General features: G+C 71.2%; 22 protein-coding genes and 2 pseudogenes. 11 read left to right on the forward strand and 13 right to left on the reverse strand.

What is annotated here, in order from left to right; genetic code table 11:
• Positions 1-160 precede the first annotated feature (160 nt).
• Together ACWFR1_RS09385 and ACWFR1_RS09390 are read right to left on the reverse strand one after the other, a co-directional pair.
• On the reverse strand, positions 161-2,191 hold the full coding sequence (locus ACWFR1_RS09385) for a VMAP-C domain-containing protein (protein WP_453548374.1): 2,031 nt from the start codon (positions 2,189-2,191) through the stop codon (positions 161-163).
• Positions 2,188-2,676 (reverse strand): CU044_2847 family protein, encoded by a 489-nt coding sequence (locus tag ACWFR1_RS09390; RefSeq protein ID WP_453548376.1) that lies wholly within the window; start codon positions 2,674-2,676, stop codon positions 2,188-2,190. The genes ACWFR1_RS09385 and ACWFR1_RS09390 overlap by 4 nt, the downstream gene beginning before the upstream one ends.
• A 99-nt stretch (positions 2,677-2,775) precedes the next feature.
• On the opposite strand from ACWFR1_RS09390, the gene ACWFR1_RS09395 reads away from it, so the two are divergent.
• Positions 2,776-2,961, forward strand: coding sequence for a DUF6104 family protein (locus ACWFR1_RS09395; RefSeq protein ID WP_037674049.1), 186 nt, complete (start codon positions 2,776-2,778; stop codon positions 2,959-2,961).
• Between the two features lie 111 nt (positions 2,962-3,072).
• Here ACWFR1_RS09395 and ACWFR1_RS09400 read toward each other — a convergent pair whose 3' ends face one another.
• Positions 3,073-3,927 (reverse strand): hypothetical protein, encoded by an 855-nt coding sequence (locus tag ACWFR1_RS09400; protein ID WP_453548378.1) that lies wholly within the window; start codon positions 3,925-3,927, stop codon positions 3,073-3,075.
• Positions 3,928-4,075: 148 nt separating this feature from the next.
• Between ACWFR1_RS09400 and ACWFR1_RS09405 the strand changes: the two genes are divergently transcribed.
• Both ACWFR1_RS09405 and ACWFR1_RS09410 read left to right on the forward strand, forming a co-directional pair.
• A complete protein-coding gene (locus ACWFR1_RS09405) occupies positions 4,076-4,987 on the forward strand; it encodes a DUF4097 family beta strand repeat-containing protein (protein ID WP_453548380.1) in 912 nt (303 codons plus the stop codon).
• Between the two features lies 1 nt (position 4,988).
• Positions 4,989-5,951 (forward strand): helix-turn-helix transcriptional regulator, encoded by a 963-nt coding sequence (locus ACWFR1_RS09410; protein WP_453548382.1) that lies wholly within the window; start codon positions 4,989-4,991, stop codon positions 5,949-5,951.
• 13 nt (positions 5,952-5,964) lie between these two features.
• Here the strand turns inward: ACWFR1_RS09410 and ACWFR1_RS09415 are convergent, their stop codons facing one another.
• The 3 genes from ACWFR1_RS09415 to ACWFR1_RS09425 form a co-directional block, all read right to left on the reverse strand.
• A complete protein-coding gene (locus ACWFR1_RS09415) occupies positions 5,965-7,344 on the reverse strand; it encodes a cellulase family glycosylhydrolase (RefSeq protein WP_453548384.1) in 1,380 nt (459 codons plus the stop codon).
• A gap of 79 nt (positions 7,345-7,423) precedes the next feature.
• Positions 7,424-8,389 carry a zinc-binding dehydrogenase gene (locus tag ACWFR1_RS09420; protein ID WP_453548388.1) on the reverse strand — a complete coding sequence of 322 codons (966 nt, stop codon included), beginning with the start codon at positions 8,387-8,389 and terminating at the stop codon, positions 7,424-7,426.
• Positions 8,390-8,548: 159 nt separating this feature from the next.
• Positions 8,549-9,757, reverse strand: coding sequence for an NAD(P)-dependent malic enzyme (locus tag ACWFR1_RS09425; protein WP_453548391.1), 1,209 nt, complete (start codon positions 9,755-9,757; stop codon positions 8,549-8,551).
• 537 nt (positions 9,758-10,294) lie between these two features.
• Here ACWFR1_RS09425 and ACWFR1_RS09430 point away from each other — a divergent pair.
• The 3 genes from ACWFR1_RS09430 to ACWFR1_RS09440 are packed head-to-tail and all read left to right on the forward strand — an operon-like array spanning position 10,295 to position 13,001.
• Complete coding sequence (locus ACWFR1_RS09430) at positions 10,295-11,257, forward strand: ABC transporter substrate-binding protein (RefSeq protein ID WP_453548394.1); 963 nt, start codon at positions 10,295-10,297, stop codon at positions 11,255-11,257.
• Positions 11,258-11,286: 29 nt separating this feature from the next.
• The gene (locus ACWFR1_RS09435) at positions 11,287-12,237 is read left to right on the forward strand and encodes an amino acid ABC transporter permease (protein WP_453548396.1); all 951 of its coding nucleotides are present in this window, start codon (positions 11,287-11,289) and stop codon (positions 12,235-12,237) included.
• The gene (locus tag ACWFR1_RS09440) at positions 12,234-13,001 is read left to right on the forward strand and encodes an amino acid ABC transporter ATP-binding protein (RefSeq protein ID WP_453548398.1); all 768 of its coding nucleotides are present in this window, start codon (positions 12,234-12,236) and stop codon (positions 12,999-13,001) included. Before ACWFR1_RS09435 ends, ACWFR1_RS09440 begins: the two co-directional genes overlap by 4 nt.
• Positions 13,002-13,072: 71 nt before the next feature.
• On the opposite strand, the gene ACWFR1_RS09445 is transcribed toward ACWFR1_RS09440, so the two are convergent.
• Positions 13,073-13,822 (reverse strand): class I SAM-dependent methyltransferase, encoded by a 750-nt coding sequence (locus ACWFR1_RS09445; RefSeq protein ID WP_453548400.1) that lies wholly within the window; start codon positions 13,820-13,822, stop codon positions 13,073-13,075.
• 105 nt (positions 13,823-13,927) lie between these two features.
• On the opposite strand from ACWFR1_RS09445, the gene ACWFR1_RS09450 reads away from it, so the two are divergent.
• Entirely contained in the window at positions 13,928-14,557 is a 630-nt protein-coding gene (locus tag ACWFR1_RS09450; RefSeq protein WP_453548402.1) for a CGNR zinc finger domain-containing protein, read from the forward strand.
• Here the strand turns inward: ACWFR1_RS09450 and sodX are convergent.
• Positions 14,461-14,895, reverse strand: a complete 435-nt coding sequence (sodX, locus tag ACWFR1_RS09455; protein ID WP_453548509.1) for a nickel-type superoxide dismutase maturation protease — start codon at positions 14,893-14,895, stop codon at positions 14,461-14,463. The genes ACWFR1_RS09450 and sodX overlap by 97 nt on opposite strands.
• A gap of 161 nt (positions 14,896-15,056) precedes the next feature.
• Here sodX and sodN point away from each other — a divergent pair, with 161 nt between their 5' ends.
• Entirely contained in the window at positions 15,057-15,452 is a 396-nt protein-coding gene (gene sodN, locus ACWFR1_RS09460) for a superoxide dismutase, Ni (protein ID WP_376435624.1), read from the forward strand.
• A gap of 132 nt (positions 15,453-15,584) precedes the next feature.
• On the opposite strand, the pseudogene ACWFR1_RS09465 reads toward sodN, so the two are convergent.
• Both ACWFR1_RS09465 and ACWFR1_RS09470 read right to left on the reverse strand, forming a co-directional pair.
• Positions 15,585-15,778 (reverse strand): annotated as a pseudogene (locus ACWFR1_RS09465) (tyrosine-type recombinase/integrase); the annotation flags it as partial.
• Positions 15,779-15,795: 17 nt separating this feature from the next.
• Positions 15,796-16,243 (reverse strand): annotated as a pseudogene (locus ACWFR1_RS09470) (XRE family transcriptional regulator).
• A gap of 174 nt (positions 16,244-16,417) precedes the next feature.
• Between ACWFR1_RS09470 and ACWFR1_RS09475 the strand changes: the two are divergent.
• Entirely contained in the window at positions 16,418-17,899 is a 1,482-nt protein-coding gene (locus ACWFR1_RS09475; RefSeq protein ID WP_453548405.1) for a serine/threonine-protein kinase, read from the forward strand.
• Positions 17,900-18,254: 355 nt separating this feature from the next.
• Here the strand turns inward: ACWFR1_RS09475 and ACWFR1_RS09480 are convergent, their stop codons facing one another.
• Positions 18,255-19,073: a class I SAM-dependent methyltransferase gene (locus ACWFR1_RS09480; RefSeq protein ID WP_453548407.1), complete on the reverse strand. Its 819-nt coding sequence runs from the start codon at positions 19,071-19,073 to the stop codon at positions 18,255-18,257.
• A 156-nt stretch (positions 19,074-19,229) separates the two neighbouring features.
• On the opposite strand from ACWFR1_RS09480, the gene ACWFR1_RS09485 reads away from it, so the two are divergent.
• Positions 19,230-19,670 carry a hypothetical protein gene (locus ACWFR1_RS09485; protein WP_453548409.1) on the forward strand — a complete coding sequence of 147 codons (441 nt, stop codon included), beginning with the start codon at positions 19,230-19,232 and terminating at the stop codon, positions 19,668-19,670.
• A gap of 79 nt (positions 19,671-19,749) precedes the next feature.
• Here the strand turns inward: ACWFR1_RS09485 and ACWFR1_RS09490 are convergent, their stop codons facing one another.
• Together ACWFR1_RS09490 and ACWFR1_RS09495 are read right to left on the reverse strand one after the other, a co-directional pair.
• Entirely contained in the window at positions 19,750-20,265 is a 516-nt protein-coding gene (locus ACWFR1_RS09490; RefSeq protein ID WP_453548411.1) for an N-acetyltransferase family protein, read from the reverse strand.
• A complete protein-coding gene (locus ACWFR1_RS09495) occupies positions 20,262-21,230 on the reverse strand; it encodes a LysR family transcriptional regulator (protein ID WP_453548413.1) in 969 nt (322 codons plus the stop codon). The genes ACWFR1_RS09490 and ACWFR1_RS09495 overlap by 4 nt, the downstream gene beginning before the upstream one ends.
• A 253-nt stretch (positions 21,231-21,483) precedes the next feature.
• Between ACWFR1_RS09495 and snpA the strand changes: the two genes are divergently transcribed.
• Positions 21,484-22,122 (forward strand): snapalysin, encoded by a 639-nt coding sequence (gene snpA / locus ACWFR1_RS09500; RefSeq protein WP_453548512.1) that lies wholly within the window; start codon positions 21,484-21,486, stop codon positions 22,120-22,122.
• Positions 22,123-22,162: the final 40 nt, after the last annotated feature.

The raw sequence follows: 22,162 nt of genomic DNA on the forward strand, positions 1-22,162 counted from the left end.
GCTGTGGTGTCGATGCCGGGCCCGTCGAACGTACCGCTCGGCGGTGGAGCGTGCCGACGCTCAATCCGGCCGCCCGTCAAGGGTGTTGCTCCCCGGGCGGCACGCGCGCGTGCGACGGCTGCCGGGGCCGTACGCGTGCGCGTACGTGTGGGCGCCCGGGTCACAGGTCCCCCTCGCCGAGCATGGGCGGGGCCTCCAGGCGCCCTCCGTGCGGCGGCCTGTCGGGCGGGTCGTAGAGGACGGCGACGGTCTTCGCCCAGGCCAGGTCGGCCTGGTCGGGCGCGCGGGTGCGCAGGGAGCGGATCGGACCGAGCACCCCCTGGGCCGTCATGGCCTCCACGAGCAGCCGGTGGGCCCGCTCGTGGAACTCCGCGCAGTCGGCGTGGTCGTGGGCGCCGGTCCGCCAGAGGGCGAGGGGGTGGCCGGCGGTGAGCGCCGCGTTCATCGCCATGAGCCCGTCACCGCCGCCCACGTGCCCGCAGTAGACGGGGACGGTGCCGCCCTCGGCCTCGCGGAGCCGGTCGTACGTCTCCGCCCAGGTCTCCCGGCGGACGCGCGCGGTGTGGGCGTCCCGGCCCGCGCCGGGCACCTCGGCGCGCAGCGGGGCCGCCCGCAGCGGCCCTCGTTCGGCCGCCGCCCAGCGGTCGCGCCACTCGGGGGACGGTTCCCTGTCGTGGCGGCGGGCGTCGCGGACGACCACGATCCTGCGCTGGCCGAGGGTGGCCGACCAGGTGTCGTCGGGCTCCTGGGCGGGTTCGAGCCGCCAGGCGTCGAGGGGCAGGTCGAAGAGCTCGCGGGGCAGCACCGCCTCGACGGCGGCCAGGTGGGCGCCGCTGTCGCCGCGCCGCAGGGCGTCCGCGAGGGGTTCGCGCAGGGTCTCCTCGAGCCGGGACCGCTCGACGCCCCGGTCGTCGCAGTGCAGCGGGCTGACCGTGTGCCCGTCCAGCAGGAGCTTGACCCGCCACGGATAGCGCCGGTCGTAGCGGGGGGTGTCGATCTCCAGGAGGACGTCGGCACGCGCGCGGGGTTCACGTTCGCGGACGGAGAGGGGGGCCGGCCTGCCGGGGGTCACGAGCCGGTCGATCTCGCGCCGGAGGTGGCGGTCGGCGTCGCCCGACTCGTCGACGATCCAGCGGGTGAGCCCGGCCGTGTCGGCCCGCTCGCCGTACCGCACGGAGAGGTGCCGGACGACGTGGGCCGCGTACAGGAGCACGGCGTCCAGGTCGAGGTCGCGGGCGGCGGACCCGTGGACGGCGCGCAGTCCTCGCAGCAGTCCCGCGCCCTCGCTCCAGGTGCGCGGGTCGTCCTCCAGCGCGTCCGGCATGCTGTCGTCCCTGATCCAGGCCTTGACCTGGTCGATCAGGCTCATGATCTCGCCGGGGGCGGTCGGCGCGGGCAGCTCGGCGAACTGGCCGTGCAGTTGGGTGCGCAGGCCCGGGCCGGCCCCCGGGGAGCCGGGCAGCAGCAGCTGCGCGCGGGTCCAGTCGGGCCGGTCGTCGAGCGCGCGGTAGCGGGCGAGGTGGTAGCGGTCGTGGGCGCGCAGCGCCTCGCCCATCGCCTCGCCGCCGGGGAGGTCGTGCAGACGGCGCAGGGCGGTGACGGGCACGACGGCGCCTCCGTCGGGACCGCGTCCCTTGTTGAGGCCGACGACGGCGCCCTGGGCGTGGTCGACGACGGGGCCGCCGGAACAGCCCTCGACCGGCATGACGCCGCGGGTGACGAGGGCCTGGCCGTCGCTGCCGTTGAGGGTGCCGTGGACGTGGCGGATGCCGAGCTCGCCGGTCTCCCGGGACCAGCCGTGCAGGCTGACGGCGGCCGGCCAGACGGCCGGGCGCTCGCTGAGGCGCACGCAGGACGCCTGCTGCGCGCCGGGCACGCTGAGGAGCGCGATGTCGGGGAAGGCCCAGCGGTCCGGCGGGTCCTCGGGGCGGTCGGGGCGCGGCAGGGCGAGCACGACCGTGCCCGTGGTCTCGCGGGTGGTCTTGCCGTCCTCCCAGGTGATGCCGACGACCGGCTCACTCCTCCACACCGCGCTTCCCCCCTCGGCCACGACATGGGCGCAGGTCAGCACCCAGCCGGGGGCGATGAAGAAGCCGGTGCCCCAGTACCGGTCGCCTAGCGGGTCATACCCGGTGCCGGGAGCCGCGATGCGTACGAGTGCGGGGCGCACGAGAGCGTCGAAGGCGCTCATGCGGACCCATCGGCCGCCGCACGCCCGTGCGGAGCTCGCCCGGGGCCCTCGTCGGCGGGTGCGGGGGCGGGTGCCGGGATGGGCGCCGGGCCTTCGTCCACGGGTGCCGGGGCGGCTGCCGTGCCCTCGTCCGCGGGTGCCGGGGCGGGCGCCGGGCCCGGTTCGGTCCAGGTGAGCGAGACGTTCACGGAGGCCTTGCCCGCGCCGTCCGCGAGGACCCCGATCACCTTGCCCGACTGCGCCGACAGTTCGATGCCGAAGCTGACGGCGACCTCCACGGGTCCCTGTGGTTCGAGACCGTCGCGCAGGGAGTCGACCACCCAGCGCACCACGTCCGTGAGTCCGCCGGCCGCCATCGAGACCACGCGGTCCCTGATGCCGGTGTCCTGGAACCCGCCGCCTCTGCCGAGCTCCTCCGCCTCGCTGACGCGCGCCCAGACGGACGTGTCGTCGTCCAGCCGAATTCGAGCGATCCCTTGTGCCACAGCGGCCCCCGCTCCCCGAAGCGATAAGTGGGGGAGAAGGCTAATCGGTGGGACTGACGGGCGACAGGGGACGTGGGAGGTACGGCCTATCCTGATCGCATGTACTTCACCGACCGTGGCATCGAGGAACTGGAGAAGCGGCGCGGCGAGGAGGAGGTCACCTTCGAGTGGCTCGCCGAGCAGCTGCGGACGTTCGTCGACCTCAACCCCGACTTCGAGGTGCCGGTCGAGCGCCTCGCGACCTGGCTGGCGCGTCTGGACGACGAGGACGACGACGAGGAGTAGGAAGCGCGGGAAGCGCTTCCGGTAGCGGGCGCGGGCGCGGGAGGCGCTTCCGGCCGCGGGCGCGGGCGCGGGAGGCGCCTCCGGCCGCGAGCACGGGAAGCGCTTCCGGTGTCAGTGGTCCCGTAGCCGGTCGTAGACGAGTCCGAGCGCGCCGTGCGCGACGAGCAGTGCCCCCGCCGTCGCCCAGCCGCCGCTGCGCCGGCCGATCCCCCAGATCAGCAGCGGCACGCCCGCCGCGAGTTGCGCCCCGCCCAGCACCCGCGCCCTGGGGCCGCGCAGGTACGGGCCGAGGGGCCCTTCCTCCACCACGTCCAGCTCGGCGCGCACCGCGTCGCTTCCCCAAGCTCGCAACTTCATCAGAGCGGGGGAGACCCCGATGCCGGGCCATTCGAGCTGCTCGGCGCCCTGCGCCAGGGCGACGGAGCGGAGCCGGTCGGCGCTGTCTCCGGGGACGATCCCGGTCGGCAGGGCGAGGCCGGTGCGGGCGAGGACCGCGACGACGCCGACGAGCCGCCTGTGGGCGTCGGCGTCGGGGTCGGGTGCGGTGAGGGGTTCGAGGGCCTGCACGTCCAGGACGGGGTCGAGGGCGAGCCGGGCGGCGAACGTACGCATGGCCTCGTCCTCGCCGACGGGCGTGCCGTCCGCGAGCCAGGTGTAGCCGACGGTGCGGCGGAAGCCCGCGGCGAGCGTGATCCCGGCCCGGTCGCGGTCCCACCACAGCGCGAGGACGGGCCAGGTCGCGGCGGAGACGGCGAGCGCGGTGGCCCAGCCGGTGACGACCTGTTCGACGGGTTCCCCGCCGTGGAGCCAGGGCTTCCCCTCCGGCACGAGCACGCTCCAGTCGTCGCCCGCGGGGGCGAGGAGCAGCTGTTCCCGCAGGAGCTGGGCCGGCGGCCTGACCGCCGTCGGGTCGGCGCGGCAGAGCAGCAGTGCCCCTGAGGGGCTCGGTCCGGATGTCGCGTTCATGCCCCCACGCTAGCCAATTTGTCCGTGTACGGCGGTGATTGCCCCCTACGTATCGGGGAAGAGTCAGGGTTGACTTCCCCCGACCGCGATATATCGTGTCTATCGAGAGTCGCGATATGTTGCGTTGCCGAAACGGGAGGTCAGCACCATGACAGAGTGGTCCGTCACCGAGCCGACGAAACTTGCCCCGGCCGATCCCGTGACACGCCTGCAGGTCCGTATCGTCAACGGCACGGTGAACGTGGTGGGGACGGACGAGAGTTCCGCCCGCGTCGAGATCTCCGAGATCGAGGGCCCGCCGCTGATCGTGTCGCAGGACGGTTCCACCCTGACCGTGACCTACGAGGACCTGCACTGGAAGAACCTCCTCAAGTGGTTCGACCGCAAGGGCCACCGGCGCCGCGCCGTCGTCTCCGTCGCCGTCCCCGCTGGCGTCGACGTCGAGGTGGGCGCGGTCGACGCCGAGTCGGTCGTCTCCGGCATCAGAGGGCGCACGGAGGTGCGCGGCGTCACGGGCGACACGACCCTGCTCGGGCTCTCCGGTCCGGTCCGCGCCGAGAGCGTCTCCGGAAGCCTGGAGGCGCAGTCGGTCACGGGCGCGCTGCGGATCACCTCGGTGACGGGTGCCGTCACGGTGATCGAGGGCGCGGGCGGCTCGGTGAAGGCCGACACCGTCAGCGGTGACATGGTCATCGACCTCGACCCGGGCGAGCTCGACGGGCCACCCGCCGACATCCGGCTCACCAGCGTCTCCGGACAGGTCGCGATCCGGCTGCCGCACCCGGCGGACGCCCGGGTCGAGGCGAGCACGACGAGCGGGTCCGTGTCGAACGCCTTCGAGGACCTGCGCGTGACCGGGCAGTGGGGCACCAAGTCCGTCACCGGCACGCTGGGTTCCGGGCGGGGCACGCTCAAGGCGACCACCGTCTCCGGCTCCATCGCCCTCCTCCGCCGCCCCGAGTCGGCCGAGGACACCGAGTCCGCCGCCGCCTCTCCCACCACGGCCTCCCCCACGGCCTCCCCCTCGACCTCCCCTGCCGCGACCGGAAAGGTGCTCTGACATGCCGCCCGTCTTCGCCCATGGCCGCCTCCGCCTCTATCTCCTCAAGCTCCTCGACGAGGCCCCCCGCCACGGCTACGAGGTGATCCGACTCCTGGAGGAGCGCTTCCAGGGGCTCTACGCCCCCTCGGCCGGCACGGTCTACCCGAGACTCGCCAAGCTGGAGGCCGAAGGCCTCGTCACCCACGCCAGCGAGGGTGGCAGGAAGGTCTACTCGATCACCGACGCGGGCCGCGCCGAGCTGGCCGGCCGCGGGGCCGAACTGACCGACCTGGAGCGGGAGATCCGCGAATCGGTCTCGGTGCTGGCGGCGGAGATCCGCGACGACGTGCGCGGCGCGGCAGGCCGGGTGCGCAGCGAGATGCGCGCGGCGGCGGGGCAGACGCGGACGGCGGAGGGCTCGTCCTTCGCCGACGCCAAGGAGGAGCTGCGCCGGGCCAAGCAGGAGTGGAAGGAGCAGGCCCGCCAGGCCAAGGCGGAGGCCCAGTCGGCCCGCCACCAGGCGAAGGAGTTCCAGCGCATCGCCCAGCAGGTCCAGGAGGAGGTCCAGGACCGGTTCTCGCGGGGCGACTGGCCCAAGGGGGTCTGGGAGGGCCTCTCGGACATCACGGCGCAGCTCGGCGGTCTGGTGGCGGGCACGACCCACCCGAAGGCGGCGGCCAGGGCGACCGGAGCGGCGGGTGCCGCCGAGGCGGCGGCAGCCACCGGAGAGGCCGCCGCGTCCGACACCGCCGACGAGGCGGAGTGGGCGCGGGGGCGGACGCCGGAGTGGGCGCGCGACACGGAGGGTTCGGGCGATCCGGGCCGCGATCTCGACCGGCTGCTCGACCGCTTCCGGGACGAGATCCGGGACGCGGCCAGGGACCACGGCGTGAGCGGGGAGCAGCTGACCGAGACGCGCCGCCATCTGTCGACGGCGGCGGTCCGGATCACGGACCTGCTGAACGGCGAGCGCGGAGGCTGACGGACGGGCCGGGTCAGCCCCGGGTGACGGTGACCGTCACCCGGGCGCCCGGGGCGGCGAGGATCCAGGCCCTCCCCCGGTCCTCGCGGAGCACGAGCGCGCCCCCCCTGGCCTTCACCCGCCAGTCGCCGGGCGGGAGCGAGAGCTCGGTGACGCGGGGGCCGCGGCGCCCCGCGGAGTCGTACGACAGACGGTAGACGCCCGTCGCCGCGTCGTAGGCCGCGGAGCGGACGGTGCCGGCGACCGCTTCCGCGTACGGCTCGGCGGTCAGCTCCTTGTTCGTACGGAAGGCCCCGGCGGCGTCCACCGCGCAGTACCCGCCGCCGTAGCACCACTCCCAGCCGGCCCAGCCCGAGCTGTAACGGCCGAGGGAGGACATGGCCTCGCGGTAGAAGCGGTTCATGTTCGGCAGGGAGTTGTTGAGCGGGCCCCACTCCCCCACCACCACGGGCACCTTGTGCTCCTTGGGGTACAGCGTGACGGCCTGCTCGTAGTTCTCGACCCAGCGGGCGTCGGGGTCGTAGTCGGTGCCGGCCTCCATGCCGGCGTTGTAGAAGTGCGGGGCGTAGACGATCCGGGGGTCGTCGATCCGTCCGAGTCCGGTGGGCACGCCCTCGCCCACGATGGGGGTCGGCTCGACGAAGATCCAGGTGTCCGGGTCGACCGAACGGATCGTGTCCGCCATCCGGTTGTACATCGGGGTCAGCTGCTCGCGCTCGATGCGGCGGGCGGCCGTCGCCAGGTCCTCGCCCTCCCCGAGCTCGCCCATCGGCTCGTTGATCAGGTCGTAGCCGAGGACGGCCGGGTGGTCCTCGAAGCGGTCGGCGAGCACCCGCCACATGCGGGCCTGGGCGAGCCTGAGGTCCTCGTCCTCGTACAGGTGGGTGAAGGCGCGCTGGACGGCCGGCTCGAAGTACTCGGAGAACCAGTCGTCGGGGTGCGGGGTGAAGGGCAGGCCGTCGGTCCTGGTCGCCCACGCGGGGATGCCCCGATGGCCGAAGGCCGGGCCGAAGACGTCCTGGTGGGCGTCGAGGAGCACCTTGACGTCGTGCTTCTCGGCCCAGCCCAGGATCCGTTCGATCTTGCGCAGATACGTCTGGCTGTACTGGCCGGGCCGGGGCTCCAGGTCGTCCCAGAAGACGAGGAGGCGGGCGAAGTTGAACCCCTTGGCGCGCATGTCGCTGAGGTGCTTCTCGGTGATCGCGGAGAGGGCGGCGTCGCCGCTGTTCGCCTTGTCCGCGAGGTTCCAGCCGCGCAGGGTGAGGGTGCGACCGCGTTCGTCGGTGAGGGCGGGGATGCCGTCACCACCGACATCAACGGTCCCGGCGTGGGCGGCCGTCGGGGTGAGCAGCGCGGCGACGACGGCACTCGCCACAAGAGTGGTTCGCAACAAGGAAGACCTCCGGCACGAGGATGTGAGAGATGTTCATGTTTCGTGTGCCGGAGATCCCATCAGCATGACTGACGAGTCATCAAGAGGTGGTGAGGACGATCTTTCCGAAGAGTTCGCCGGAGGCCATCTTCTCGAAGCCCTCGCGGGCCCGGTCCAGGGGCAGTACCTCGTCGACGACGGGCCGGACGCCGGTCGCCGCGCAGAACGACAGGAGGTCCTCCAGCTCGTCCTTGGAGCCCATCGTCGAGCCGACGACCTTCAGCTCCAGGAAGAAGATCCGGGTCAGCTCGGCGTGCGCGGGCCGGTCGCCACTCGTGGCGCCCGAGATGACCAGAGTCCCGCCCGGGCGCAGCGACTTGACCGAGTGCGACCAGGTCGCGGCGCCGACGGTCTCGATGACCGCGTCCACGCGCTGCGGCAGCCGCGCGCCCGGCTCGTAGGCCTCGACGGCGCCGAGTTCGACGGCGCGCTTGCGCTTGGCCTCGTCACGGCTGGTGGCGAAGACCCGCAGGCCCGCCGCCTTGCCGAGGGCGATCGCGGCGGTGGCCACGCCGCCGCCCGCGCCCTGCACGAGGACCGAGTCCCCGGGCCGTACACCGGCGTTGGTGAAGAGCATGCGGTACGCGGTGAGCCAGGCGGTGGGCAGACAGGCGGCCTCCTCGAAGGAGAGCTCCTTCGGCTTGGGCAGCACGTTCCAGCGGGGGACGGTCACCCGCTCGGCGAAGGTGCCCTGGTACCGCTCGGTGAGGATGGAGCGGGGCTCGTTCGGCCCGACGCCGTGGCCGGTCTGGCCGATCACGGAGTGCAGGACGACCTCGTTGCCGTCCTCGTCGATGCCGGCGGCGTCGCAGCCGAGGATCATCGGCAGCTTCTCCTCGGGCAGTCCGACCCCGCGCAGCGACCACAGGTCGTGGTGGTTGAGCGAGGCGGCCTTGACGGTGACGGTGGTCCAGCCGGGCCGGACCTCGGGCTCGGGGCGCTCGCCCAAGACGAGGCCGTTCAGGGGCTGGTCGCGGTCGATTCGGGCAGCGTAGGCAGCGAACATGGCCTCGACCCTAGGGTTCGAGGGGGCCCCACGGAACCTCGCACCGCTGTGACGCGCGTCCCTCGCCCGGACGACGCGGTGAAGCCGTCGCTACGGGCGTACGCGTAAGGGCCCCGTCCTGATCGCCAGGACGGGGCCCTTCACGGGGTGTGTGACGCGTCAGCGGCGCGCGACGCCCTCCGCGCGGGCGGCGGCGGCCACCGCGGCCGTGACGGCCGGGGCGACCCGCTCGTCGAACGGCGACGGGATCACGTAGTCTGCGGCGAGCTTGTCGCCGACCACGTCCGCGAGCGCGTTCGCCGCGGCGATCTTCATGCCCTCGGTGATCCGGGAGGCCCGGACCTGGAGCGCGCCGGCGAAGATGCCGGGGAACGCGAGGACGTTGTTGATCTGGTTCGGGTAGTCCGAACGCCCGGTCGCCACGACGGCCGCGTACTTGTGCGCGATGTCGGGGTGGACCTCGGGGTTCGGGTTGGCCATGGCGAACACGAAGGCGTTCGGGGCCATGGAGGCGACGGCGGCCTCGGGGACCGTACCGCCGGAGACGCCGATGAAGACGTCCGCGCCGGCGAGGGCGCTCTCCAGGGAGCCGGTCAGGCCCGCCTTGTTGGTGATCTCGGCGAGCTCGCGCTTGACCTCGGTGAGGTCCTCGCGGTCGCGGCTCACGATGCCCTTGCGGTCGGCGACGGCGACGTCGCCGAGGCCGGCCTTCAGCAGGAACTTGGCGATGGCGACACCGGCCGCACCGGCGCCGGAGATGACCGCGCGCAGGTCGCCCAGGGTCCGGTCGGTCAGCTTCGCCGCGTTACGGAGGGCGGCGAGGGTGACGATCGCGGTGCCGTGCTGGTCGTCGTGGAAGACCGGGATGTCGAGGCGCTCCTGGAGCTTGCGCTCGATCTCGAAGCACCGCGGCGCCGAGATGTCCTCCAGGTTCACTCCGCCGAAGGACGGGGCGAGCCGGACGACCGTCTCGACGATCTCGTCGGCGTCGGTGGTGGCGAGGGCGATCGGGACCGCGTCCACGCCGCCGAACTGCTTGAAGAGGATGGCCTTCCCCTCCATGACCGGGAGGGAGGCCTCCGGGCCGATGTCGCCGAGGCCGAGCACCGCCGTACCGTCGGTCACGACGGCCACGACCTGGGACTTCCAGGTGTAGTCGTTGACCAGCTCGGGCTGCTCGGCGATCGCGGTGCACACCTTGGCGACGCCGGGCGTGTACGCGAGGGACAGGTCGTCCTTGTCCCGGAGGGGGACGGTGGCCTGCACGGCCATCTTGCCGCCCCGGTGGAGGGCGAAGACAGGATCGAAGGGCTCGGGTGTCCCTTCCGTACCGCTGTCATTGCGAGGATTGACGATCTCCGCTGCCATTGGGTTGACCCCTTAAGTCTTTTTCATTTGAGGGTGGTCCACTCCCGGTTGAGGAGGGGTGGGGAGGCACCGCGCCCGCCTTGTCTGGCAGCCGCGCGGGCGCGCCGCACAACGCGCCCTGAGCCCCGGATGAGGGGTGTAAGGATCCTTCTTACCGGACGGACGGCACCGCGGACGAGTCCATAAGCACTCGGTGACGCGACTCATACCGAGTGCATCCGGACACGGACGGAGAGCGACACGTCACCCGATGTCCCGATAGATGCCCACGGCACCCGAATGGCCGCCTTCGGCTCGTCCGAATGGCGAGATCAACCGGAGATTTTCCGGTGGCGGGGAAGGGATTCCGAAGAAGATCCGGCCTGGATGTACCGGCCTGTTGTGATTCGGGGGTCACCCGTTACCCGATTTTGACATCCATGGCCGTCGGTTTGAGGCAGTCCGAATGGCAAGATGCCGTAATCACACGAGGTCGCGGCACTCGAAGACGCGTACGCGACCTGCTGGCACCCCCTCACACGCCGGAGGAACCCGACCATGACCGCACGCTCCACGCGCTGTACGACCGCCGCCAAGACCCGTACGTCCCGTCTTGCCGCGGTCGCCGCCATCGCGGTCGCCGGCTCGATGCTGCTGACCGCCTGTGGCGACCAGACCGACAGCGGTTCGACCAAGGAGACCGGCGGCGCGTCCACCAACGCCGCACCGCTCTTCTCCAAGCTCCCGGCCGACATCCAGAAGTCCGGCGTCATCAAGGTCGGCACGGACGCCTCGTACGCCCCGATGGAGTTCACCGAGGGCGGCAAGATCGTCGGCGTCGACCCCGACATCGCCCAGGCCCTGAGCAAGCAGCTCGGCGTCAAGTTCGAGTTCGTCTCGGGCACCTTCGACGGCCTGATCACCTCGATCTACTCGGGCCGCCAGCAGCTGATCATGTCCTCGATGACGGACAACAAGAAGCGCCAGGAGGGCCTGGACGACAACGGGAAGAAGATCGGCAAGGGCATCGACTTCGTCGACTACTTCAGCTCCGGCGTCTCCCTGCTGGTCAAGAAGGGCAACCCGCAGGGCATCAACTCCCTCGACGACCTCTGCGGCAAGACCGTGGCCGTCCAGCGCGGCACGATCTACGAGGACACCTTCAAGGCGCAGGCCACGAAGTGCGGTGACAAGAAGCTCACCATCCAGGCCTTCGACTCCGACGCCGAGGCCCAGACCCGCGTCAAGGCCGGCGGCGCCGTCGCCGACCTGAACGACTACCCGGTCGCCGCGTACATCGCGAAGACCTCGGGCGGCGGCAACGACTTCGAGGTCGTCGGCAGCCAGAGCGACGTCGGCCTCTTCGGCATCGGCGTCTCGAAGGACAACACCCAGCTGCGCGACGCGGTCAAGGAAGCGCTCGACGCGATCATCAAGGACGGCTCCTACGCCGAGGTCCTGAAGAAGTGGGACGTCGAGGGCAGCGCGGTCAAGTCGGCCACCGTCAACGCCGGCAAGTGACCTCCCCGCTCCACTGAAGGGCAGTCGTCGTGACTGACAAGATCAGCAAGGACCCGGCCGCCGCTCCGGCCGGGCCCTCCCCCTCGGGCGTCCCGTACCAGGCGATCAAGGCCATCCCGGTACGGCACTACGGACGCTGGGTCAGCGCCGTGGTGGTCGTCGCACTCCTCGTGTGGCTCGTCTACGCCTTCTCCCAGGGCAACGTCCTCTGGGACACGGTGTGGGACAAGGTGTTCGACCCCTCGGTCATCAGCGGCCTGTGGAACACCATCCTCATCAGCGTCGCCTCCATGGCGCTGGGTCTCGTCCTCGGCGTCGTCTTCGCCGTGATGCGGCTCTCCAAGAACCCGGTGACCGGCGCGGTCGCCTGGCTCTACATCTGGTTCTTCCGCGGCACCCCGGTCTACGTCCAGCTGCTGGTGTGGTTCAACCTGTCGCTGATCTTCCAGTACATCGACCTCGGGCCGATCTACAAGAACGAGACCGTGGAGGTCATGACGCCGTTCATGGTGGCGCTGCTCGGCCTCGGCCTCAACGAGGGCGCCTACATGGCGGAGATCGTCCGCGCCGGCATCCAGTCGGTCGACGAGGGTCAGACCGAGGCGGCGCACGCGCTGGGCATGTCCCAGACGAAGACCATGGGCCGCATCGTCCTCCCGCAGGCCATGCGGGTGATCGTGCCGCCGACGGGCAACGAGTTCATCAACATGTTGAAGACCTCGTCCCTGGTCTCGGCGGTGCAGTACACCGAAGTCCTCCGGGCGTCGTCGAACATCGGCAACACGGCCGGCGCGGTGATGGAGATGCTCTTCGTGGCCTCCATCTGGTACCTGGCGCTGACCAGCGTGTTCAGCGTGGGCCAGTACTACCTGGAGCGCCGTTTCGCGCGCGGTTCGACGCGTAACCTGCCGCCCACCCCGCTGCAGCGGATCAAGGCGAACCTGACCACGTTCAAGCGTTCCCCGGAGGCATCGGCATGACCGGTCAGCCCATGGTCAAGGCAGAGGGCGTCCACAAGTCCTACGGCGCCGCCCACATCCTCCGCGGCATCGACCTCGAGGTGCAGAACGGCGAGGTCTTCTGCCTCGTCGGCCCGTCCGGCTCCGGCAAGTCGACCTTCCTCCGGTGCATCAACCACCTGGAGCGGATCGACGGCGGCCGGCTCTCGGTCGACGGCCAGCTGGTCGGCTACCGGCAGAAGGGCGACAAGCTCTACGAGCTGAAGGACAGCGAGGTCGCGGTCCAGCGCCGGGACATCGGCATGGTCTTCCAGCGCTTCAACCTCTTCCCGCACATGACGGCCCTGGCCAACGTCATGGAGGCGCCCATCCAGGTGAAGGGCGAGTCCAAGGCCGTGGCGCGCGAGCGGGCCGAGCGGCTGCTCGACCGCGTCGGCCTGCGGGACAAGATGGGGAACTACCCGACGCAGCTCTCGGGTGGCCAGCAGCAGCGTGTCGCCATCGCCCGCGCGCTGGCGATGGAGCCGAAGCTGATGCTCTTCGACGAGCCGACCTCGGCGCTCGACCCGGAGCTCGTGGGTGACGTCCTGGACGTCATGCGGGACCTGGCCGAGTCGGGCATGACGATGATCGTCGTCACGCACGAGATGGGCTTCGCCCGTGAGGTCGGCGACTCGCTGGTCTTCATGGACGGCGGTGTGGTGGTCGAGTCGGGCAACCCGCGGGACGTCCTGGGCAACCCGCAGCACGACCGGACGAAGGCGTTCCTGTCCAAGGTGCTGTAACCAGTACGGGAAAAGGGGCGGTACGGGAGACCCCGTACCGCCCCTTCCTCGTGGCCTGGCCGGTGTCCTGGCTACTTCACGGCGAGGAGCAGGGTGTCGGAGGGCGAGGCCCACACGGCCCGCGCCTCGCCGAAGCCGGCGGCGCGGAGGGTGTCGGCGTGCCAGCGGGCGGAGGGCATGTCGCCGTCGGCGTGCTCGCCGTAGATCTCGAAGCGGCGGGCGGTGGGCTCGGCGAGGACGGGGTCCTTGGCGGCGACGGCCCACCAGTCGGCCCAGTCGAGGACCCCGGCGGCCTTCTCGCGGTCCATGCGGGCGTGCCGCTGGGCGCGCTCGGCGGCGTTGATGCGCGGGGTGGCCTCGTCGATCATGTGGTCGGCGTTCATGAAGACGCCGCCGTCGCGGACGAGACCGGCGACCTGCCCGTAGAGGGCGGTCAGGGGCTCGCTGTGGAGCCAGTGGAGCGCGGTGGCGGTGAGGACGGCGTCGTACGAGTCGTGGGGCAGCCGCGCGGTCCACGCGGGGTCCTTGAGGTCGGCGGTCACGAAGGTGACGCGCTCGTCGCCGGAGAAGTACCCCTCGGCGATGGCGAGGAGGGCGGGATCCAGGTCGACACCGGTACTGGTCGCCTCCGGGAACCTCTGGAGGAGCCGATCCGTGATACTTCCCGTACCGCACGCGAGGTCGAGCACGCGGGGCTTCGGCCCCACCAGGGCCTCGACCATGTCGAGCATCACCCGGAACCGCTCCTCACGGTCCGGCATGTACCACTCCTGCTGACGGTCCCAGCTCTGCTGCCAGTCCGCCCAGTCGGTTCCGGTCATAGCCGCTCCTCCGCCTCTTCGACTTACCCTCGTAATACCCTCGTAGGGGTAACAGCCGTTACCCCGTCCGACCGAGACCCTAGCCCGCCGGAGTAAGGACTACAAGTGGAACTGGCCTATTACTCGGATTACGCCGTGCGTCTGGTCAACACCGAGGAGCCGGCCCGCAACAAGGACGCCCTGACCTCCGTCGAGGTGATCCGGGAGCTCTTCGGCCCGGCCACCCAGATGGCCCGGCGGGCGACCGACTCCGACGTGACCCGCTTCCGCTCGGTACGCGCCCGCCTGCGGGCCGTCTTCACCGCGGCCGACGAGGGCGACCACACCGGCGCCGTGGACCTGCTGAACTCCCTGCTCCTGGAGTTCCCGGTGAGCCCGCAGATCTCGGGCCACGACACCCTCGACGAGGAGGGCCGCCCGCGCTGGCACATGCACCTCGCCGACCACCCCTCGAACGCGACAGCGGGGTACGCGGCCATCGCGGCGATGGGCCTCGCCTTCCACCTCACGGAGTTCGGCGCGGACCGGCTCGGCCTGTGCCAGGCACCGCCCTGCCGCAACGCCTACCTCGACACCTCCACCAACCGCTCGCGCCGCTACTGCTCGGACCGCTGCGCGACCCGGGCCAACGTGGCCGCCTACCGGGCCCGCAAGCGCCTGGAGGCCGAGCGGTCCGACCACACGGGCCTGACCGACGAGAAGAGCCAGGAGAGCACCACCCCGGCCGACCTCTGACGCCCCGGCGTCACCGGCCGGTACCGCGCCCGCACCCGCCCGAGGACCAGCTCGGGCGGTACGGCGCCGAAGACCCGACTGTCCCCCTCGGCGTCCGGGTTGTCGCCCAGCACCCACCAGCCGCCGTCACGTCGCTCGATCAGCCGCTTCACGATGAGCAGATCCTGCTGGAGCGGATGCCGCAGCACGGCGACGGCACCGGGCCGCAACCGCCCGCCGTACCGCACGAGCAGCTGATCACCGTGCAACAGCGTGGGCACCATGGACACCCCCGTGACCTCGGCGACCCCGAACGGCGCCCCGGCCGCCCCCGCCCGCTCCGGCCCCGCTTCTCTCATCGCCACTCCCGCCCCTCATCCCTCGTCCACTCGTCCACTCGTACACGAGTCCCATGGTGACCCTGGACTTTTGACCTAAGCCCCAGGGGGCGCCCGCGAAAACGCCCTTCTCACCGAGTAATGTCCCACCTGAGAAGACGATCACGAGGAAGGACGGCACAATGCTCTCCCGCCTGTTTGCCCCCAAGGTGAAGGTCAGCGCCCACTGCGACCTCCCGTGCGGCGTGTACGACCCGGCCCAGGCCCGCATCGAGGCCGAGTCGGTCAAGGCTGTCCAGGAGAAGTACCTGGCGAACGAGGACGCGCACTTCCGTGCCCGCGCCACGGTCATCAAGGAGCAGCGCGCGGAGCTCGCGAAGCACCACGTCTCCGTGCTCTGGAGCGACTACTTCAAGCCCCCGCACTTCGAGAAGTACCCCGAGCTCCACGTGCTCATCAACGACACCCTGAAGGCCCTCTCGGCCGCCAAGGCGTCGACGGACCCGAAGACGGGCGAGAAGGCGCTGGAGCTCATCGCCGAGATCGACCGCATCTTCTGGGAGACGAAGAAGGCCTGACCCAGGCCTCTCCCGCCCCCTGCTCCTGCCCAGGTCAGAGGGCGAACGGAACGGCCCGCCCGGTCATCCCGGTGCGGGCCGTTCGTGTTTTCAAGATCCACTGGGAGAGGGCGGGAGACGAGGCGGGAGAGCCTCCCCGGACCGGCGGTGCGCGTGGATCCGCAGCGTGATGACGGCGGACGCGTGCCCGAGGACCCACTGCACCTGGTTGACGCTCACGCCGCCGGCGACGAGCGCGGAGGCGTAGAAGGCCGCAGGTCGTGGGTCACCATGTGCGGCAGCTCGACGGCCCTGCGCCCCTTCCGCTCGGCGGCCCCGTTCTGGGCCGGAATGCACGGCGGCATCACGCGTGCCATCGCCTCGACCTGCTCGACCGTGGGCGGGGAGTGGCACCGTCCTCGGTGTCGCCGCTGATGCTGCGAGCGTCGCGCCCTTCGCCCATGAGGCGGAGGCACTACCCGTGGATCGCACCGCGAGCTGTCGGGGTGGGCCTTGATCGGGTCGGCGATGGCGACCACTGCGTGATGGAGGCGGTCCCGGGCATCTCGGTCCTCGTAGAACACTTCGACCGCTCCTTGGACGAGCCGCCGGCTGTCGATGTCGAGCCCCTCCAGGGGCGGGGACATCAGTTCTTCAAGAGGAAGCTCGGGACGCGGGAGAAGGGCTCTGGTCACCCGCTCCACCGGCTCGGTCGTGCTCCACCCTCCGACCTCGCGCTCCAGGGCCACGCGCGCAGCCACGTCTCCCTCGCTGTAGAGCCGCGGCCCCTCGCCGCCCTCGGTCTTCCCGATTTGAGTATCCGTCCCCGACTCGGCAGAGCTACATGAGGAACATGCACTCCACCCCCACGAAACCGCCAGAGCTGACAACATCGTCAGTACTTCACACCGGCATGGGGAGATGGGGGCGCTGTGGTACAGGGGAGGCAGGGTCTGGTCATAGGCGGCCGGTTCCGACTTGAGCGGGTGCTTGGAGCCGGAGGGTTCGGGCGGGTCTGGGCCGCACGGGACGAGCTCCTCCAGGCCAACGTCGCCATCAAGGAGTTGCTCCTCGACCCGCACTTACCTGATGCCGTGCGCCGTGACCGCCTGCAACGCGCCGAACGTGAGGCCCGCAACGCTGTCAAGCTGCGCGACCACCCTCATGTGATCAGCGTGCATGACGTGGTCGTCATCGACGAGGCCCCGTGGATTGTGATGCAACTCGTGTCGGGCGACACCCTCCAGGAGCGTCTCTCCCAGAGGGAGCGTCTGTCCGTCGACGACACCGCCAGACTCGCCAGGGCCCTCCTCGACGCGCTCGACGCCGCCCACGGGATGGAGATCGTCCACCGCGACATCAAGCCAGCCAACATCATGCTCACGGACGATGACCGGATACTGCTCGCGGACTTCGGCATCGCGGTCAACCGAGCCGACTCCCGGCTGACCGCGACCGGCTTCATCGTCGGCTCCTTGCCGTACCTCTCCCCCGAGCGCGCTCAGGGCGAAGAAGCGGGCCCCGCTAGCGACTTGTTCTCCCTGGGTGCGACGTTGTACGAGGCCGTGGAGGGCGTCAGCCCGTTCCTTCGCGCCGACCCGGCCGGCTCGCTCCACGCGGTGGCCTACGAAGAAGCTCCCCCGATGCGGCACGCAGGCCGCCTCAGCCCCCTCATCACGGCCCTTCTGGCGAAGGGCCCCCATGACCGCCCCTCCATCCGCGAGGCGCTGAGGCTGTTCGACACCCCGTCTTCGAGCGAGGCAACGACGACGGGTACTTCCTCGACGGCAGCCCTGACGATCGAGAACCGGACCGGCACGTGGATCTCCGTCCTCCTCGACGACACCTACCACGATGTGATCAGACCCCGCACGACGGGCACGTTCACGCTCGGAGCAGGCGATCGCAAGGTCGCGGTGAAATGCAACGGACGCACCAGCGCCCCCAAGGTCTTCCACCTCAAGGCCGGTGTCACCGAGCGCGGCATGGCCTGGCTGCACGGCGAAAACGTGCTGGTGGGACACCTGGGACGTCCCACGGCACAACCACCCGTCCCAGCCGACGAGCCGGGAGCAGGTTGCTACGTCGGCCTGGTCGCCGTCGCCCTCTTCTTCTTGTGCGTGCTGTATTCGGAGCACAACGGCTTTGCCAACTGGGCCAGTTCTGTACTGAACCATGACGTGTCCAACGCCCAGGTGGGCGACTGCGTTCACTACACCGGCGAAGGCAAGTGGGTCTCTGCCGCCTGCTGGTCCGCTGCCACCAGGTACGAAGTCGAATACCGGATAGCCGCCTCGGAGGTCTGGTCCAGGGAGAAGTACGCGAGCGACGGCTGCGACGCCTTCTACGCATTCAAGGCCGATCCCGGCAGCGTCAGTGAAGGTCTCTACGAGACGGTTGCCATTCAAGGTCCTGACGCCACCCGCTGGGAATTGTGCGTCAAGGCCCGGGGACCCGCCCCGTCATGAGCGGCGGATCGTCAAACGCCTCTCCTTGGCCCGCTGTCACCGATTCGACGACCAAGGTCACTCCCGTGGAAGGCGGCCCGCTGGGAACTCGTCCGCTGGTGGCTCCGGCTGATCGTGAACGGCAGCCTGGACCCCGGCGCCGGCGGTGACCTGATCACGTACGAAGGGTGGGGCGCTCTGGCCCGGCCGCAGTCGCTCCGGCCGCTGGTCGACAGGACCGACGCCTACAACGCCTGGGCGGCGATCCGACGCGGCGACCGGGAACAGTTCGCGGGAGCGATCGTCGAGGAGACAGGTCGGCTGCTCGACGGGCCCTGGCCGCCGCTGGACTCATCTCACCGACGGCGAACGAGTCTCATCGACGGCAGACGAGGATCCCGGCGCGGGAGGTGATCTCGTACGCGCCATGGCGGGCGACGTGATCGGCGACGAGGGTGCGGGCGCGGTCGACGGTCGCGTCGAAGGGCACGTGGTGCTGGTCCGCCCAGGCACGGTACGAGGCCAGGTAGGCGATGACGGGCTCGGCATCGCGGACCGTGATGACCCCTGGCAGTTCGACGACCTCCACCCGGCGGAACTCCTCGCCGAGGAAGGCCGGAGCCTTCTCCAGGGAGAAGCGTGCGCCCAGCGAGATCCGGGCCGGGCCTCGGTCGATGCCGAGGACGTCGCCGGCGGCGCGCTGCCAGAGGTCGTCGAGCTCGGTCTTGTCGCGGCCGCTGTTGGTGGAGGCGATCACCAGCCCCTCGCGGGTCACGACCCGGGCCAGTTCCCTGACCGCCTGGGGGATGTCAGGTACGTGGTAAAGCATGTGGAGCGCGAGGGCGGCGTCGACGCTGCCCGCCGCCAGCGGAAGCCGCGTGGCATCCGCCACGGCGACCGGGCCGGGGATGCCGGCGAGGATCCCGGGGGCGATGTCGAGGCCGAGCAGGGACAGGTCCGGGCGGTCCTGGCGGAGCCGCTGGACGAACGTGCCGTTGCCGCAACCGATGTCGACGACTCGCCCGCGTACGTCGCTCAGCTTCTCGGCGACGATGCCCGGCAGGTCGTACCGGGGCGTCTGCCACCGGTAGAGCGACTGCCGGGCCGCCAGGTCCCGGTCCCCGTTGTAGGCGCTGCCCGCCAGGCGGGTCCGGTCGGTGACGGCGGCTTCGTGGGCGGAGGACAGGTCGGTCACGTCGTCAACTCCGGGGGATGGGCGACAGGCTGGGACGCGCGGACGGCCGTGTGCTGGAGTCGATCACGCAGGTGTACCGACTGCGCGGCTCCACCGTACTGCGACCCTTCCGGCTCCGGCCCCTGAACGACAGGTCGGCGCACGATACTTCGGGGCATGGCGGTGAAGAGCGCGTTTCGGTGGGTGGTGGCGGTCGTGGCGTCGGTGGGTGTGGTGGCGGTCGCCGGGTGTGGCCAGGGGACGAGGGCGTGCACCCTGATCGGTGCGGAATCCCAGGTGAGCGTCGACTGGGACACCGCGCACTTCCCGGCCGGTGCCCGGTACCGGCTCTGCGCCGACCAGGTCTGCCGGGACGGGCGGACGCAACCGGACGACCCTCTCGGGACCTTCCGGCTGCCCATGCCCGACGCCACCGGGCCGCAGAAGGTGGTGCTGCGCTTCCGGGTCACCGACCCGGTCGACGACCGCCCCGTCTACGACCGCACCGCCCGGGTGACCCTGCGCAAGGTCACGCCCAACGGCGAGGGGTGCGGACCCACGGCCTGGCAGGCACCGGTCCGGGCCGATCCGGAGCGGGGTCTGGTCGACCCGCGCTGACCGGTCGGCCAGTGCCCGTATCCCCGTCAGCCCCGCAGGAGTTCCGTCACCAGCCGGAGCGCCTCCGGGAGGCGGGGGCTCAGGGCAGCTCCACCGGAAGCGTGTAGCGGCGCTTCTCCTTCGACGTCGCGCCCAGGCGGTCGTAGAAGCGGATCGCGCCCTCGTTCCAGACGGGGGTCTGCCACTGGATCTCCGTGAGCCCCAGGGCGCGCGCCTCCTCGATGACGGCCTCGACCAGGAGCGGACCGAGGCCGTGACCCCGGGCCTCGGACGTGAGGTAGAGGCAGTCCATGTGGAGGTACGCGACGCCGTCCCACGTGGAGAGCCCGGGCGCGCAGGTGGCGTAGCCCACGAGGCTCCCGTCGGGAAGTTCGGCGACGAGGCAGCGGAGGCGGGTCGAATCGCCCCCTCGCTCCGACGGCCCGTCCGCCCCGCCGAAGAGGAGCACCGCCAAGCGGGTCGCGAGGCCCGGGGCCGGTGGTGGGGACTTCTCGTACTCGGCGTGTTCGGCGACGAGTTCGACGACCCGCCCCAGGTCCTCCGCGCGGGCGCGGCGGACCACGGCCCTTCCGTTCCCAGCGTCACGATCGCTCATACGGCCATCATGCACGGTCCCACCGACAGCCCGGCAGCAGCTCCCTGGCGCCGCAGCCACTCGCGGTACGGAGCGGCGCGCAGGGCCGCTTCGCGGTAGGCGGCGGCCAGCTCCGCGTACAGCATGTCCAGCGCCGTCCCGGGGCGCGCGTACAACAGCAGCCGGACCGCCAGCGGGTCGCCGCGCAGGGGGCGGATCGCCATGTCCTCGCGGGGGCCCGAGGTCGGCTGGCAGGGGGCGACGGCCTCGCCGAGGACGATGAGGGACGCGGCCGTGTGGTAGTCGCCGTGCAGCAGCGGCGGGGCGATGCCGGCCGCGCCGAGGACCCTCCGGAGGCCGTCCCACTCGCCGTCGACGGTCGGGTCGACCATCCAGTGGTCACGGGCGAGGTCGACGAGGTCGACGACGGGCGCCGCGGCGGCGGGGTGGTCGCGGGCCATGGAGATGAACTGCGGTTCGCGGGCGACGAGGACCCGCCGCTGAAGGCCCTCGGGCACCCGTAACGGGCAGCCCTCGACCTCGTGGACGAAGGCCACGTCCAGCTGGCCCGACGCGACCGTGCTCAGCAGCGCGTTGGCGGAGACGTCCACCCGGAGGCCCACGTCCGTGTCGGGCAGTCTCCGGCGGAGCCGGCGCAGCCAGCCCGGGAGCGCCCGGCTGGCGGTGGAGCCGACACGGAGGCCGGGGCCCTCGGTGCGGGCGACCGCGGCCCTGGCCTCGGTGACCAGCGCGGCCATGTCCGCGACCAGGGGGCGGGCCCGGCTGAGCACGGAGCGGCCGAGCGGGGTGGGCAGGCAGCCGGTGCGGCCGCGGGAGAACAGCTCGGCGCCCAGGGAGTTCTCGATCCGGCGCAGTTGGGTGGTCAACGAAGGCTGGCTCATGCCCAGTTGCCGCGCCGCCTTGTGCAGGCTGCCCGTGTCCGCGATGGCACAGAGCGCGCGCAGATGCCTCACCTCCAGCTCCATGCCCCGAGGGTAGGGCGGCGGCCTGCGGCACACCAGACAGTCGGAGAGTGTCAAATGCCTTGCTTTGTAAGGTAGTTGAACCAATCCGGCAGGGGGATGCGGTGAGGTGATGCGGTGAGGTGATGCGGTGGGGTGATGCGGTGGGGCTATCGGCAGTTGACATCATCCCCACGCGCCCCGGTGTCCCCGAGACTCTCTCCGACCCCCTACAGGAGGAGCCCCCCATGCGTCCCCCAAGGTCCTCAACTCCGTACTGACCGCCGCTCTCGGCCTCGGCCTCGCCGCCTCGCTCGGTACGGCTCCGGCGGCTGCCGCACCCACGGACACCGGCGTGGGCGCCGTCGCGAGCGCCGGTGCCGCCACCGCGGCGTACGCCGGTTCGGCCGAGGAGGCCAAGGCCAACGAGGCCTTCTTCGAGGCCGTCGTGAAGTCGGTGGCGAAGAAGCGGGCCGCCAACCCGGGCGCGCTCGCCGTCACCGTCGTCTACAGCGCCGCCAACGCCCCGAGCTTCCGCACGCAGATCTCCCGCTCCACCCAGATATGGAACAGCTCGGTGGTGAACGTCCGGCTCGTCGAGGGCACCAACCCGGACTTCAGCTACTACGAGGGCAACGACTCCCGTGGCTCGTACGCGAGCACCGACGGCCACGGCAGCGGCTACATCTTCCTCGACTACCGGCAGAACCAGCAGTACAACTCCACCCGGGTCACGGCCCACGAGACCGGGCACGTCCTCGGCCTGCCGGACCACTACAGCGGCCCGTGCAGCGAGCTGATGTCGGGCGGCGGCCCCGGCACGTCCTGCCAGAACGCCCAGCCGAACGCCCAGGAGCGCTCCCGCGTCGACCAGTTGTGGCGGTACGGGCTCGCCTCCGCGTTCAAGGCCTCCTGACCGACCGTACGAAGAGGACGGCGGCGCCCCGCGAGGGGCG

This window comes from Streptomyces sp. NPDC055103 (genome assembly GCF_053607625.1).

Bases quoted from the DNA above. Each gene is read 5' to 3' on its own strand.
- ACWFR1_RS09385 (WP_453548374.1), bottom strand. From the start codon at position 2,191: ATGAGCGCCTTCGACGCTCTCGTGCGCCCCGCACTCGTACGCATCGCG.
- ACWFR1_RS09395 (WP_037674049.1), top strand. From the start codon at position 2,776: ATGTACTTCACCGACCGTGGCATCGAGGAACTGGAGAAGCGGCGCGGC.
- ACWFR1_RS09400 (WP_453548378.1), bottom strand. From the start codon at position 3,927: ATGAACGCGACATCCGGACCGAGCCCCTCAGGGGCACTGCTGCTCTGC.
- ACWFR1_RS09405 (WP_453548380.1), top strand. From the start codon at position 4,076: ATGACAGAGTGGTCCGTCACCGAGCCGACGAAACTTGCCCCGGCCGAT.
- ACWFR1_RS09410 (WP_453548382.1), top strand. From the start codon at position 4,989: ATGCCGCCCGTCTTCGCCCATGGCCGCCTCCGCCTCTATCTCCTCAAG.
- ACWFR1_RS09420 (WP_453548388.1), bottom strand. From the start codon at position 8,389: ATGTTCGCTGCCTACGCTGCCCGAATCGACCGCGACCAGCCCCTGAAC.
- ACWFR1_RS09425 (WP_453548391.1), bottom strand. From the start codon at position 9,757: ATGGCAGCGGAGATCGTCAATCCTCGCAATGACAGCGGTACGGAAGGG.
- ACWFR1_RS09430 (WP_453548394.1), top strand. From the start codon at position 10,295: ATGACCGCACGCTCCACGCGCTGTACGACCGCCGCCAAGACCCGTACG.
- ACWFR1_RS09440 (WP_453548398.1), top strand. From the start codon at position 12,234: ATGACCGGTCAGCCCATGGTCAAGGCAGAGGGCGTCCACAAGTCCTAC.
- ACWFR1_RS09445 (WP_453548400.1), bottom strand. From the start codon at position 13,822: ATGACCGGAACCGACTGGGCGGACTGGCAGCAGAGCTGGGACCGTCAG.
- sodX (WP_453548509.1), bottom strand. From the start codon at position 14,895: ATGAGAGAAGCGGGGCCGGAGCGGGCGGGGGCGGCCGGGGCGCCGTTC.
- sodN (WP_376435624.1), top strand. From the start codon at position 15,057: ATGCTCTCCCGCCTGTTTGCCCCCAAGGTGAAGGTCAGCGCCCACTGC.
- ACWFR1_RS09485 (WP_453548409.1), top strand. From the start codon at position 19,230: ATGGCGGTGAAGAGCGCGTTTCGGTGGGTGGTGGCGGTCGTGGCGTCG.
- ACWFR1_RS09490 (WP_453548411.1), bottom strand. From the start codon at position 20,265: ATGAGCGATCGTGACGCTGGGAACGGAAGGGCCGTGGTCCGCCGCGCC.
- ACWFR1_RS09495 (WP_453548413.1), bottom strand. From the start codon at position 21,230: ATGGAGCTGGAGGTGAGGCATCTGCGCGCGCTCTGTGCCATCGCGGAC.